14 protein-coding genes are annotated in these 14,571 nt (G+C 34.9%); 2 read left to right on the plus strand and 12 right to left on the minus strand.

Going from position 1 to position 14,571, the window contains the following annotated elements; translation table 11 throughout:
• The first annotated feature begins 143 nt into the window (after positions 1-143).
• Complete coding sequence (locus tag CP368_RS04095; protein ID WP_087363845.1) at positions 144-500, plus strand: histidine phosphatase family protein; 357 nt, start codon at positions 144-146, stop codon at positions 498-500.
• Between the two features lie 40 nt (positions 501-540).
• Here the strand turns inward: CP368_RS04095 and CP368_RS04100 are convergent, their stop codons facing one another.
• The 12 genes from CP368_RS04100 to CP368_RS04160 all read right to left on the minus strand — a co-directional run bounded on the left by CP368_RS04100 (position 541) and on the right by CP368_RS04160 (position 11,847).
• Positions 541-1,527 (minus strand): hypothetical protein, encoded by a 987-nt coding sequence (locus tag CP368_RS04100; protein WP_087176489.1) that lies wholly within the window; start codon positions 1,525-1,527, stop codon positions 541-543.
• 103 nt (positions 1,528-1,630) lie between these two features.
• Positions 1,631-2,536: a hypothetical protein gene (locus CP368_RS04105; protein WP_025005347.1), complete on the minus strand. Its 906-nt coding sequence runs from the start codon at positions 2,534-2,536 to the stop codon at positions 1,631-1,633.
• 139 nt (positions 2,537-2,675) lie between these two features.
• The gene (locus tag CP368_RS04110; protein WP_025005346.1) at positions 2,676-3,638 is read right to left on the minus strand and encodes a hypothetical protein; all 963 of its coding nucleotides are present in this window, start codon (positions 3,636-3,638) and stop codon (positions 2,676-2,678) included.
• 168 nt (positions 3,639-3,806) lie between these two features.
• Positions 3,807-5,144, minus strand: coding sequence for a type I glutamate--ammonia ligase (gene glnA / locus CP368_RS04120; RefSeq protein WP_025005345.1), 1,338 nt, complete (start codon positions 5,142-5,144; stop codon positions 3,807-3,809).
• A 132-nt stretch (positions 5,145-5,276) separates the two neighbouring features.
• On the minus strand, positions 5,277-6,524 hold the full coding sequence (locus CP368_RS04125) for a methionine gamma-lyase family protein (RefSeq protein WP_025005344.1): 1,248 nt from the start codon (positions 6,522-6,524) through the stop codon (positions 5,277-5,279).
• Entirely contained in the window at positions 6,517-7,437 is a 921-nt protein-coding gene (gene miaA, locus CP368_RS04130) for a tRNA (adenosine(37)-N6)-dimethylallyltransferase MiaA (RefSeq protein ID WP_025005343.1), read from the minus strand. The genes CP368_RS04125 and miaA overlap by 8 nt, the downstream gene beginning before the upstream one ends.
• 78 nt (positions 7,438-7,515) lie before the next feature.
• Complete coding sequence (locus CP368_RS04135) at positions 7,516-7,917, minus strand: rhodanese-like domain-containing protein (protein ID WP_025005342.1); 402 nt, start codon at positions 7,915-7,917, stop codon at positions 7,516-7,518.
• A 58-nt stretch (positions 7,918-7,975) separates the two neighbouring features.
• Positions 7,976-8,203: a YqgQ family protein gene (locus CP368_RS04140; protein ID WP_025005341.1), complete on the minus strand. Its 228-nt coding sequence runs from the start codon at positions 8,201-8,203 to the stop codon at positions 7,976-7,978.
• The gene (locus tag CP368_RS04145; protein ID WP_098045778.1) at positions 8,204-8,884 is read right to left on the minus strand and encodes a rhomboid family intramembrane serine protease; all 681 of its coding nucleotides are present in this window, start codon (positions 8,882-8,884) and stop codon (positions 8,204-8,206) included.
• Positions 8,885-8,903: 19 nt separating this feature from the next.
• On the minus strand, positions 8,904-9,464 hold the full coding sequence (locus CP368_RS04150; RefSeq protein ID WP_025005339.1) for a 5-formyltetrahydrofolate cyclo-ligase: 561 nt from the start codon (positions 9,462-9,464) through the stop codon (positions 8,904-8,906).
• 48 nt (positions 9,465-9,512) lie between these two features.
• Entirely contained in the window at positions 9,513-9,662 is a 150-nt protein-coding gene (gene rpmG, locus CP368_RS04155) for a 50S ribosomal protein L33 (RefSeq protein WP_003548272.1), read from the minus strand.
• A 76-nt stretch (positions 9,663-9,738) separates the two neighbouring features.
• A complete protein-coding gene (locus tag CP368_RS04160) occupies positions 9,739-11,847 on the minus strand; it encodes a penicillin-binding protein 2 (protein ID WP_025005338.1) in 2,109 nt (702 codons plus the stop codon).
• 90 nt (positions 11,848-11,937) lie between these two features.
• Here CP368_RS04160 and CP368_RS04165 point away from each other — a divergent pair, with 90 nt between their 5' ends.
• The gene (locus tag CP368_RS04165) at positions 11,938-14,532 is read left to right on the plus strand and encodes a YfhO family protein (RefSeq protein WP_098045779.1); all 2,595 of its coding nucleotides are present in this window, start codon (positions 11,938-11,940) and stop codon (positions 14,530-14,532) included.
• The last annotated feature ends 39 nt before the right edge of the window (positions 14,533-14,571 follow it).

Consider the following 14,571-nt stretch of genomic DNA (forward strand, 5'->3'; position numbering starts at 1 on the left):
AATTATAATTATCATAATGTAGTCCGTTATCTTATTTTGACTAAATAAAGGATAAAAAATCAATCGATGAGAAAGATCTATTTACACAAACTTCTTGACAGTCTCAGAGCTAGCGATACTTTAGAAATTGTTACTAATAAACAATATCTTATCAAAGACTAAAAGGCTTAAAAGAAGAGTATTTCGGTTCTTTCGAAGGTCAAGATGAACGTCTTAACCCTCAAGTTCCTTACAACGATTTTTTTGTTCAATATGGTGGTGAAAATCAAAAAGACGTGCAAAAGCGTGTATTTGATACAATTTCAAGTTTTATGGCTAAAGCCCAACCCAATGAGAAAGTTATTGCCGTCTCACATGCCGGAGCCTGCTTTAATTTCTTAATTGCCATCGGAGTTGATCCACAGCAATTTTTAAAAAAGAGATTTGGCAATTGTTCTATTCTTGTAATTGATTACAAAAATGGAAAATTTAAACTAGAAGATTTAATTAATCCAAACTAAAAAAGGCGTCGACAATCGACGTCTTTTTTACATTCATAATCTAATACTTCAAATCACTAAATTGCTTATTAGAATTCTTCTTTGCAAGAGCTTCACTCTTCCAGTAAACAGCATTAGTGCGGCCGTTTGAATTAGCTGAGACGATCACACTTTGACCATCTTCAGTATGTGGTGCCAAGTATGTACTACCCTGTCCTGGAGTTTGACCCATATTGGTAAAGCTATAGAAACTAATACCATTAATTGTAGTTTGCTTCATATAACCATCTGAAGTACTTGAACCACTGTTCTTAGCCTTAACATTCATGCTAAAACCAGCTTCATCATTAATTTTATTATCAGTTACAGTCAAAGTGTCAATATTGCCGTTGCCTGTATCAGCAGTGTACCAAGTACCTTGAAGTGATGAAGGAATCACACTAGCACTAGTAGTTGTAGTCTTTTGTGCATCTTCATCGCCTTCTAATTTGACATTTAATTGTGTTTTTTCAGCTAATTGTTTTACTAAATCAGCATCATTCTTTTGGTTAAGGTAAGCAACGATATCTTTCAAACTAGTAGTTCCTAAATTACGTTGCTTAACAAAAATAGTAACTTGTTTATTGGCACCATCACCAGCTAGCATATAACGCGCATTACTGCTCTTGCCGGTACCACTAACTTCATAAACATAACCGCTATTATCTGAGGTAATGCCTGTAGCATCTTTACTTCTAAATGCTACACCTAAATTTCCTTGCTTAGCGGCATTAACAGCAATTTCCCAAGTATCACCGTATTTTTGTGCCGCATAAACTGCAATGGCACTGGCAGTGGTCTTGTAATCCATCTTGCTTGCAGACAACTTAGTATATGTATCTTTATTCTTGGAACTAGCTGTTGAAGTACTAGAGTTATCACTTGAATTCTTAGCAACTTTACTTGTTTTAGATTGTGATGATTGTGTATTGCTTTGTGTAGTTTGACTGCATCCTGCTAAAGTTAAAGCCGCAGAAATTGCAACCAACACAGTTAATTTATGTTTCAACAGAATTTCCCCTTTTCTTATTCGTTTCTATTGCTTTTCCTAATAATATTATGAAAAAGAATAAATGCCAACTTTTAAAGCAAAAATTTCCTAAAACTTATACTTACTTTAAGCTTTTAAATTCAGCATTCACATTATTTTTAGCAATTGTTGTTGATTTCCAATAGGAATCAAGATAATCTCCGGTATCTACACTATAGGTTACTACCGCCGGATTTCTACCATTTTTTTGTACAGTATACAAAAAGCCAAAGTTTTGTGCTCCTAAGCTTTGGACATGATAACAATCAATACCATTAATATTCTCGATTCGAGCTCTAGCCCAGTGCTTAGTTTGTTGGAAGGATTCCGTAGTAACTACAGCAGTTGATATCCTATGAATCTCTTCTCCTTCAATAGTATGAGCAGTGATCACTAGCTTTTTACCCTTTTTATTGTACCAAATACCACGAAGTTTTTTAGGAATATAAGCTAACCCTGCATCCCCTTTAACCCCATATTTATTTGAAGTAATCCGAGCACCCAATACAGTCTTAGCAGATAATCTTTTCACTTCTTCAGATTTTTGATGATCATTTAAAAAAGTTAAAATCGAATTCAAACTAACAGTAGCTATTTTCTTTTTATGGTTAAAAAATGAGACTTCATCTTTCTTCAACGTGTAGAAAGTATTTTGTTCTTTTCCGTTACCAGTAACCTGGTAAATATAGCCCTGCCCTTTAAAAATACGGCTAAAACCTGTTTTACTTTTAATACTGATACTTAAATGATTTTTTACCGCTTGCTTATATGCGTCTTGCCATTTTCCTTTATATTTCATGGCTGCATAAATTGTAATTGCACTAGCCTGTGATGTCTTGGTTAATTTATTAGCAGTTAAATTCTTTGAAACTTGCTTTTGAGTATTGTTGTCGACACTTTTATCATGCTGAGTGGAATTTTGACTACAAGCACTGAGATTTAGAGCTGTAGCTATTAAAAAAATTAATACTAATATCTTTTTGCTCATTGCAATACTTTCAACATTCTTCCCGATAATACAAAAATACCCCTAACGAAAATTAGGGATACTAATTAGCATTTTTATTATATAGCATTTTACATTAGAAAGTTGATTTTGTTAAATTCATTAAAGCTTTTTTAGCAAATTAATCCATTTCTCGATAACGCAAATCATGGAACTTCTTTCCAGCATATTTTTGAGCTAATTCTGGTGTTTTCCAATATACCGCATCGGTCCATATGCCTGCACCTCCAGCTAATATTAATACAGGTTGACTTTCTTCTGTATGGAGAGCATAAAACTCACCATCGCCAGCGGTTTCATTCCAACCATAGATGTTATAGTACAGCTTATTATCTTTTGGCTTGCTTTCAGGCACTTTAAACTTAGAAATAGTTGCCCAATGCTTGGTTTTAGCCCAATAAGCCTTATCTTGATCATGATCACCGCGATCACGATCTGGGTTCATTTTATGCAGTTCTGTCGTAACTGTACGCCCATCTTCTGTCTCTTCGATAGTATGTTCAGTAAAAGTTACGGTTGCTTTTTCATGATTATCATATGAGTACCAAGTTCCTAGCATCTCTGCAGGTGCATTATCTAAACCTCTATCGCCTGCTATTTTCGTAGTACTAGAGCCATTTGAATTATTATCAGCTGTACCTAAAACCACATCATTAGCTAGTCTTTTAACAATGCCAGCACTATTATGTGTATTTAAATATTTAACCATTTTATCTACTGTAATTGAGCCTAATTCAGTTTGATTATCATAGATAAAAATCTGGTCATCATTTAATGTATAGCATGCTCCACTATTTTGTTTATCAGCACTTACTCCATATACATATCCCTGACCATTAGTGATTTTGGGATAATCGCTTCGATTATGAAAACTAATTTTTAAGCCATTAGTTCTTGCTTCATTTAATACTTTTACCCAAGTTCCATGATATTTATTTGCAGCACACACCGTAATAGCACTTGCAATTTCTTTAGGTGTCAGCTTTGTAGATAACCTGACTCCATCTTCATTTACGATTTTCTTAGAAGAATGTTTTTTGACTACCGCTATTTTCTTTTCTTGATGCTGCGTTTTATGACTCACGGGACTGCACCCTGTCAAAAGTAACAAACTACAACAAGTAATTAACCCAACTTTTATCTTTTTGTTCAACTTTTTTCTCCATCGTTATAATCAAAATATCCATTTTTGATTATACAACAAAAACCCCTCATAGCTTCGAACTATGAGGATTCTTATTAATTAGCTATTTTACCAGTTCATGTAACGTTGACGTTCCCAATCTGAAACTGATTGTGAATACTTAGACCATTCTAATTCTTTAGATTCAATAAAGCTATGAGTTAAGTGATCACCTAAAGCTGACTTGATTAAATCATCATTCTTAAATGCCTTAATTGCGTTGTGAAGAGTAGTTGGCAATGGTTTGATACCATGTTCTGCTCTTTCTTCTTCAGTCATTTCAAAGATGTTTTCTTCAACTGGCTTCATTGGCATCTTTTGTTCCTTAATGCCGTTAAGACCAGCAGTCAAACATGCAGCAAGTAAAAGATATGGGTTAGCAGTTGGGTCAGCTGAACGCATTTCCAAACGAGTGTTAATTTCACCAGCACTAGGAATACGTACAAGTGGTGAACGGTTCTTAGCAGCCCAAGCAATGTATACAGGAGCTTCAAAACCAGGAATCAAACGCTTGTATGAGTTAACAGTTGGGTTACCAATTGCAGTAATTGCACGAGCGTGCTCCAAAATACCATTTAAGAAGTAAAGAGCAGTATCTGAAAGGTGGAATTCACCATTTTCATCGTAGAAGACATTACGCTTACCCTTAAAGAGTGACATATTGTTGTGCATACCGTTACCAGCTTGGCCTTCAACAGGCTTAGCCATAAATGTAGCAAACAAACCATGCTTTCTTGCAATTTGACGAGTAACCATCTTGAAGGTTTGGCATCTATCTGCAGTAGTCAATGCATCATCAAATCTAAAGTCAATTTCTTGTTGACCATCACCTACTTCATGGTGAGCTGCTTCAACTTCAAAGCCCATACCTTCCAAAGTTTCAACGATTTCACGACGACATCTTGCGCCTTCATCATCTGAAGTCATATCAAAGTATGATGCATGATCTGGAACGTCGGTAGTCCAATTACCATCTTCATCTAACTTGAAAAGGTGAAATTCCATTTCAAAACCAATATCAAATGTATCAAAGCCTGCTTCTTTCATTTGACCAATAACACGCTTCAAGTTGTTTCTTGGGTCACCTGCAAAAGGCTTGCCATCAGTTGTATGAACTGAACAAATCAAACGTCCAATCTTACCACCGTGTTCATCACCCCAAGGTAAAACTGTCCAAGTTGAAAAGTCAGGATATAAAACCATGTCACTTTCTTCAAGACGAACAAAGCCATCAATTGAAGAACCATCAAAACGAATATCGTTATTCAAAACTTTGTCTAATTGACTCTTAGGTACTTCAACAGCCTTTTCAGTACCATTAATATCAGTAAAGCAAAGACGTAAAAATCTAACGTCTTTATCTTCAACTTCTTTTCTAATTTCTTCTGCAGTATATTGTTTACTCATAGTTTTATCCACCTATAAAAACAAAAATATTAAATTGATATGGTCCTATGATTTATTTTTATCTCCTAGAACTGACTAATACAATAGCAGACCAATTTATAAATGTCAAATTGGTCTAGTAAAAATTTAAAATTATTTTTGATTAAAGAATGTATCCCTTACAGCATTAATAACAGCTACTTTATCATGCGCATATGTTAAGCCACCTTGCATATAAACCGCATAAGGTGGTCTAACTGGACCATCTGCAGAAAACTCAATAGTTGAGCCTGAAACAAAGTTCCCCGCTGCCATAATAATCTTATCTTCGTAGCCTTCCATTGGAACTGCTTCTGGAGTAACAAAAGAGTCAATTGGAGAATTCTTTTGTACTTCTTGAACGAATTTGATCATTTTGTCAGGATCATTAAAGATAATTGTTTCAATAATGTCGCTACGCTTTTCATCCCATGCGGGAGTGACATTCATTCCCATTTTAGCAAACAAGGCTGCCGCAAAAATCATACCTTTTTCAGCCATACCAGTTACATTAGGTGCTAAGAAAAAGCCCTCATAGAAGTCATGCAAGTTACCAATTGTTGCTCCTTCATCAGTGCAACCTGGAGCGGTAAGTGCAAGACGAGCATTTTCCACTAAATCTTTTTTACCGACAATATAGCCACCCATCTTAGCAAGACCACCACCGGCATTCTTTATTAAAGAACCGGCCATTAAATCTGCGCCATATTCTGTTGCTTCATGCTTTTCAGAAAATTCACCGTAGCAATTATCAATGAAGACAATACTTTGTGGACTAACTTTCTTAACAAAAGCAATCATCTCTTTAATTTGGTCGATAGTAAAAGTCTTACGAGTCGAATAACCACGTGATCTCTGGATCGCTACCACCTTAGGCTGATCTCTACGGAGAATCTTCTCAGCTTCATCATAGTCAACCAAATTATCTTTTAGCGGAACATATGAAAACTTAACGCCTTTTTCAGCCAAAGTGCCACGCTTGTCATCAGTTAAACCAATTACCTTTTGCAAAGTATCATATGGCATCCCCGTCAAATAAGTCAAAGTATCGCCATATTTCAAATTACCATTCAATGCTGTAAACAAAGTATGAGTACCTGAAACAAACTGAGGGCGCACTAATGCATCTTCCGTGTCAAAGACTTGCGCATAAACTCGATCTAACTTATCACGACCAATGTCATCATCACCATAGCCTGTAGCACCGTTTAAATCAGCTTCTGCTACGCTATTATCTTGAAATGCTTGCAATACCTTAGCCTGGTTATAAACAATCTGATCCTCAATTTCTGCCAATTTAGGAGCTATTTGTTTATCTACTTCTTTTACTATTTTTTGCAATTCATCTGGTATATTATTCATTCTTCCATGCCTCTACTTTTTCAATAATTTTTGCCTTACAATCAGGATCATTTAATGGATCAAACCAATTAACTGGCAACTGATTTCTAAAGTATGTCAGCTGTCTCTTCGCATACCGCCTAGATGCAGTTTTAAGTTGCTCAACGCACTCGTCTAAAGCTTTTTTGCCTTCAAAATAAGGAAAAAATTCTTTATATGCGATAGCTTGCAATACTTGATGTTCTTTATCCCTATTTTGATAAATAAACTTTGCCTCCTCTAGCATCCCCTTTTGCATCATGCGATCAACGCGCAAATTAATTCGGCGATAAATTTCTTGCCTGTCAGAATTTAAACCAATAATCAGATAATCATATCTAGGTTCAATCTTTTTTTGTTGTTGTGAAAATTTTTCACCTGTACGATCAATCACCGTTAATGCCCGCATCGTTCTGCGCGAATTAGGAACTGGGATTTTCTTAGCAGCTTCTGGATCTTTTTCATTTAAAATATCCCACAACTTTTGCGGTCCATTCTGCTTTAAATAAACTTCCCACTTTTGGGAAGTTCCGCTGTCTTCGTCCTTTTTTTCTCCCAACTGCATTTTATTCAACAGAGCATTAACGTAAAAGCCTGTTCCGCCTGCTAAAATAGGAAATTTACCTTTTTCACTAATATCTGTGATCGCCTTAGTAGCTTCACCAACAAAATCTTTGACAGAATATTCATCAAATACTGATCGTGTATCAACTAAATAATGCTTAACTTCTGCCTGCTCTTCTTTAGTTGCCTTAGCTGTACCGACTTCCACTTCTTGGTAAACTTGCATAGAATCACCAGAGACAATCTCACCATTTAATGTTTTCGCCAAAGAAATTGCCAAATTTGTTTTACCAATGGCAGTTGGCCCTACTATTGCTAGTACTTTTTGCATATCATCATCTTTTCAATTTTATTTTTGATACAAAAAAGCACATTTAGGCTCCTTCAGCTCTAAATGTGTCTTTTTTTATTAATATTTAGACTTTTTAGTTCTACCATCCCAAGTTTCAAAACCACCTTTAAGCCAGTGGATTGAAACAAAGCCCTTCTTCTTTAAGAAACGGGCAGCTCTCAAAGTAATTGTGTTTGAATCTGAGTAAAGATAAACCGGTAAATCACTTCTAAGTTCATTATATTGGTATTTAAGCATTGTATATGGCAAATTGCGGGCACCATCAATATGCTTGCGCTTAAACGGTTCTTTTTCACGCAGATCGATAATTTGTGCCTTGCGCATGCCTGCCTTAAATTCTTCATTAGTCAATTCACCGCCGATAGATTTGGCTTGGATCTTATTCCATCCCCAAATACCTACAAAAACTAAAATAATGGCTAATAAAACTAAATCTAAGATAATTAAAAAACTCGACATAAACCTTAATCTGCCCTTCCATAAAAACTTACAAATATAATGATACCGCTAAACTAATTTACTTGCTATCCTTTTTCTTTTTATCTTCCTCTTTTAGTTCTTCGATTCTATGTTCTCTACGTAAAATCAATTTTGCAATCATATAATCATGTTTATCAATTAAACCGGCTTTATTGATATTATCAAGTTCGAGCGCCATCAATTCAATATCCCAGATTCTTTTACCAACATGAACTAAAATGCCATATTTTTCTAAAAGTTGTTGTACATCGTATAAAGTCTTCATTTAAAAGTTAATAACCATTCCTGTTCTAACAGTCCACACTATATAAACGATCAAAACAGCGCCCGCTAAAACGCGCCACTTAGGATTATACGTCCGCATTACGCGATCACCTAAAATGATAGCTAGCAAGAAGCCAGTTATTAAACCACCAATATGACCCCAAATATCAATACCGGGTACAAAAATATCTAACGCTAAATTAATCAGTGCTAAGACAAAAGCTTGTCTTCCTAAAAAACTAATTATTGGATTATGGAAATTACGCAAGCCAATGGCAACCATAGCCCCAAAAAGTCCGAACAAAGCTGTTGAAGCTCCTGCACTTAAACTTCGATCTGAACTAAAAGTCAAACTAAATAAATTACCACCAACTCCAGCCAATAAATACGTAACTAAAAAGCGCGTATGACCCATAATTGGCTCCATATATTGACCCATGTAATAGATAATGACAGCATTTGATATTAAATGCATGACACCAATATGCAAAAACTGAGCAGTAAATAAACGCCACCATTGATGACCAGCGACTACCGCATAATTATTCATGGCTCCCATTTTCATCAAAACATTGACGCTTTCGGAGCCACCTAAAAAGACTTCAACTAAAAAGACTATTAATAAAACTATTAAAATTCCTAAGGTCACAAATATTTGTGAGAGGTTAATTTTTTGCTTCATTCCAGCCTCCTTAAATTAATTAATGTGTTTCAGTAGTTATCAGCGTCCGAACTGGTATATCAGTGTTTTCAACAGGCCATTCAGCATGTTGGAATTGCATTTGAGAATTCACTAGTGATACAGTCTTAGGATTATATTTTGCTAAAAAGCGATCGTAATAGCCGCCACCAAAACCAAGACGAACGTGAGAATCAAGTGCGAATGCTAATCCAGGCACAATCACCAAGTCCAAATGATTATTAACTATAGCATCTGGGTCAGCGATTTCCTCTACACCAAAACTAGATTTTTTCAATTTACTCATATATGTGTAATGCAAAAAATTTAAAGTATGATCTTGATCATTTTCAGCTTTGGCCAAATATACCTCTTTACCCTCATCCCATAAATGAGCAATTACTTCGGAAGTATCCACCTCTAAAGGTAGAGAAGCAGTTATTCCAATAGTTTGACTATTTTTGATTAAATCAGATTCCATTAACTTTTTAAGTAAAATTGTATCTTCTAATTTTTTATCTTCAGTTTTGGCAAAACGCTTTAATTTATTTATTTGTATTTTTCTTAATTCTGATTTTTTCATTTTTTACCTACAAAAAATAGCAGGCACACAACCTGCTACTTTGATTTATTACTTAGTTTCACGGTGAAGTGTTGCGCGTCTTTCAACTGGGCAATACTTCTTCAAAGATAAACGTTCCGGATGCTTACGCTTGTTCTTCTTAGATAAGTAACTTCTATCGCCACATTCGGTGCATTCTAAAATGATGTTATCTGCCATTTTTTTCACCACCTACACTTTTATTCTGACTGTACTAGAATAGCATTTTTCAAGCAATTTGACCAGTGTTAATTCTTTATTTTGTTGAATGAAGTTTAAAATAATCCTGAATCATTGCTTTAGCGACTTGCAAAGTATACTTCCCTTCCATGTCTGGATCAAGACCTGGGAACACCACAGCTACAGCAAGCTTTGGATTTTTAGATGGAGCGTAACCAATGAAAGTAGCGTTAATTAATTCAATATTATGTTTTCTATTAGGGTGTTCAGCATCATAGTAGAAAGTTTGGGCAGTACCAGTTTTACCTGAAACTGATGGTTTAACATCTTTCAAGTAGTGAGCAGTACCCCAACCATTTGTACCATGTACTACACGCCAGAATCCTTTTCTAACTACGTTTAATTCATCTGGAGTCCATGGAATAGACTGTTGAACGTTTGGCTTCTTATTGTAGTTAATATAAATCTTCTTGCCGTCTTTACTTGTCTTCCCAACGGACTGCACAATATATGGCTGCATTCTATAACCACCATTAGCAATTGTAGATACATATTGAGCAAGCTGAATTGGTGTATAAGCATCATAGTTACCATATGCCAAGTCAAGTACTGAACCAGAAAGAATATTTCCTTTAGAATTGAAGGACTTACCTTCAATTCCGGCAACTTCACCAGGAAGGTCAACACCAGTCTTTTGACCAAGACCAAACATTGCAAAGTTTCTTCTTAAAGTATTAAAAGCATTGTCTGGCATATGGATGTAGGTCTTAGGTACATATTTTGCACCAACCCAATTCATTGCTAAGTGCATCATATAAATGTTACTTGAAACTTCTAGCGCTGTTTCGGCATCCAATGAACTGAATGTTCCGACTGGGTAAACAGATTTCTTAACTGGTGAACCTGGAAGATAAATTGGCGTATCGGGCAAAGTGTTGCTAGTAGGAGTAATAACTTTATTAATCAAACCACCAGAAACAGTTGCACCCTTAACTACTGACCCCATAACAAATGACTGATTGATTACACCTAAGGCATTATCGGTAGTCTTGCCTGTATTCGTATTACGGTTAATACCAGCTACCGCTAATAATGCTCCCGTATTTGGATTCATTGCCACGGCGTAGGCACCGTTAGAATAGCGAGCTGCTCCTGCACCAATAGCTGAACCATAAATTCGCTTCAAAGATGCCTGAACTTCCTTTTGATACTTGGCATCAATGGTCAACATTAAGCTGGCACCAGCTTGTCCATCATAAACTGTCTTAGTCTGTTGAATATTACCATTAGACTTAGTAGTTACCTTGCTAGTTGACTTCGTTCCTTTTAATAGCGGTTCATATTCCTTTTCCAAATATGAAGTACCTACTCGATCATTACGAGAATAGCCATTTCTCAAGTAGTACTGCAAGTTATCGCTAGGTAATCCGGATTTTTCAGTAGAAACTGAACCAATAATACTTTGGATAGATGAACCATTTGGATAAGATCTTTGCCAGTCAGTTCCGATACCGACACCTGGCAACTCTGATAGGTGCTCACCCACTTGAGCGATTTCCTTATCAGTTAAGCCCTTATTTTTGATATAAATAGTTGATAACGTATAGGCACCAGAAATCTTATTAAAGATCAATGCGGCCGTTTTCTGCTTTTCAGTTAACTTAGGATCCATTTTTTCAACATAAGCAATTGCGGCTTGGTAAACCTCGGAATTAGTTTTCTTATTTCCGCTTGCATCTACCTTAGCTGATTTAGGCAATTCAGCTGAAATCTTAGTATTATTATCTTCATCAGCTAAATAATAATCGGCAATCATTTGCTTTGTCGGCTTTTCATCTGTAATCTTAATATAGTTGCTCAACGCATTAGAAATTTGATATATCTGCGTTGTGGTGGTCGAAGCACTCTTAGTATAAGTGATAGCATTAGTAGCCTTATTTCCTACTAATACATGTCCCTTAGCATCATACATAACACCTCGCGGCACCTGATTTGAAACAACTGTCGAATCCGATTGTTGTACTTCTGCTTTAAAACGAGATCCATATACTAGCTGTAAATAAGCCAGTTGTCCGATCAACATCGCAAAAAGCACAAGGATAACCCCTACGATGATTCGCATTCTTATTGGAGTAGAAGACTGTTTGTTTGAACCAGTCCCACTATTTTTTCTAAAATAATCCACGTATATCGTCCCTTACTAAAACTGTATGTATTTTAACAAAAACTGAACGTTAATTCTACGATTGAGAATGGAGCTTAGCTAAATTTTAAGATGAATAATTATTTTACTATCCATAAATTATTTACTGCTAAAAAAAATCTTCTTTTTTTATTAAGTTTTATTTTACCTGGTTTAATTTTCTTCAGCTACTTCTTTTATACCAAAAATGGCGTTTTAACAGTAGACCTGGGGCAACAATATGTTGATTTCCTCGCTTTTTTTAGAAATAACTTGTTTTCTCATCCCCTTCGCTTAATTTATTCCTTTTCAAATGGATTAGGCGGATCGATGTTAGCAACAGATGCTTATTATCTTTTTAGCCCGTTTAATTTACTTTTATTCTTATTTCCAGAAAATTTATTACCGCAAGCTATTTTAATAATTATCGGACTAAAAATCGCTACAAGTGGCCTAACTAGTTATTATTACTGGCAGCAAAAAATAAATATGCCATTCTACGCTTTAGCTGCAAGCAGCGCCTATGCATTATCAGGATATGTTATCGCCAACCACTTCAACTTGATGTGGCTAGATTCAGTTATACTTTTGCCTCTTTTAATTAATGAAATCGATCGCACGCTAAAGCAAGAGAAAAGCCATCTAATCTTAATCACATTTTTACTGTGGTTTACCAATTTTTATACCGCATTTATGACATTAGCTTTTGGCTTTCTTTATTTATTGACCCAGATTTTCTTCTTCAATAGAAAAAAGCAATGGTCTATTTTTAAATCATATTTAATAAAAAGTATTTTGGGGTCTTTTTTAGATGCCTTTATGTTATTGCCAGTTTTTATTGAAATGTTGCAAGGAAAGGCAGCATCTTCTGCAAATTGGTCATGGGGATTTCAATTTATCCCATATAATCAAATAACTAAGCTTGCCGATGGTGCTTATAATTTTCATGAAATGCAAGAAGGGATGCCAAATATTTTTATTCCTCTTCCTTTTTTGTTGTTGACTATTCTTTACTTTCTAAATAAAAAAATTAATTGGAAAACTAAATTAGCTAATGGCCTCCTGCTTTTATTTTTAATCGCTTCACTATTTTGGACACCATTAGTCTTACTATGGCACTTAGGTCAATTTCCTGTCTGGTACCCTGGTCGCTTTAGTTTTGTGTTGATCTTTTTAGCTTTAAACTTAGCAATCATCGCATTAAATCAGCAAGAAAAAATCAAACTATGGCAAGTTCTGCCATTAGCTATTGTTGCTTTGGGACTGATTCTTTTTGTCACGTTTAATGATCAATCATTTGATTTCTTAAATGAAAATGCTCAAATTGCCACAGGAGCTTTTTTAGCTTTGGGCTTACTGTTTATCGCTTTTATTTATAATAAAAACAATTATGCAGCAATATTCTTTTATTTAATAATTGAATTGGAATTGGTAATTAATTTGGTCTTATCATTAGGAAATTTGGCCTATCAAAAAAATTACGATTATCAAAATTTTGTAAAAAATACAACGCAAGTTACTAACTATGAAACTAATCATGATCAAAGCTTATATAGAACCGAAAAGAATTTTTATCGTTCCGATGATGATCCATTTAGTGCTAATTATTATGGTTTGAGCAACTTCAATTCCATCTCCAACCAACATGTGCTGTCGCTGTTAAATAATCTAGGTTTTGTTAATAACAGCAATTCTTATACCAATTTTGGCGGTACTCCAATTACTGACGATCTTTTTGGCATTAAATATTACATTCTTCCTAATGAAGAAATCACCCCACTTAAAGAAAAAAAACAAATGAAATATGATAATAAAAATCAAAGAATCGACGTTGGTGATTATCATTTACAAAAACGATTTAATCAATTAATTTTAATGAAAAATAATTATGCACTGCCACTTTTATTTTTATCACCAACTTCTACCAAAAAGATGAAGTTCGATCCTAGTAATATCACTAAAAATCAAACTCAATTTTTACAAGCGGCAACTGGCAATACTACTACTCTCTTCCATAATGTAATTTGGCCCGATCCAAAAAAGATTAATGTTTCAAGTTGGGATGGCGGCTGGATGCAATATTCCAAAAAGAGAAAGAATAAATCAGCTCGTCTAATTTTTAACCTTAGGCCTAAAACAAATTCTTCTTATTATCTCGAGTTGCCTGGTGATATTGATGACAACGCTATTGATATGTACGTTAACGGTAGTTTCGTTAACCTTACAGTACGTGATTCAAATACTCGACTGATAAATTTAGGAAGTAGACAAAGTGGCCAACGTATCCAAATTGCTATTACTCTGAAAAAAGACAATTTAGACTTAAATGCAGCAAATTTATGGCGTTTAGATACCAAAAAGCTAGCCCAAGAAATGCATTCATTTAAGCAAATTCAACCTCAAATTACTCAACCCTCTGCCTTGGTTATCAAATCCAATCATTTTTCCCTTCATAAAAAAATGACCATGAAATCTACTATCCCAAGTAGTATTAACTGGTTAGTAATTGATAATGGTAAAATTCTTCATAAAAATAAAGTATTATTTGCTAATGCTTTTCTGAGTTTTAACCTCAATCCCGGTAAACATCAGATAACTTTGATTTATATTCCATGGATTCTCATAATCGGCTTATTAATCAGCTTGATTACCTTAATAATTTACATAAAAATAAACAAAACATACTAATCTAGTGTTGGATGATTACTCGACGGAGTAGTCGTTCAA

Source organism: Lactobacillus sp. UMNPBX17, assembly GCF_002553735.1.
Classification (GTDB): domain Bacteria; phylum Bacillota; class Bacilli; order Lactobacillales; family Lactobacillaceae; genus Lactobacillus; species Lactobacillus gallinarum.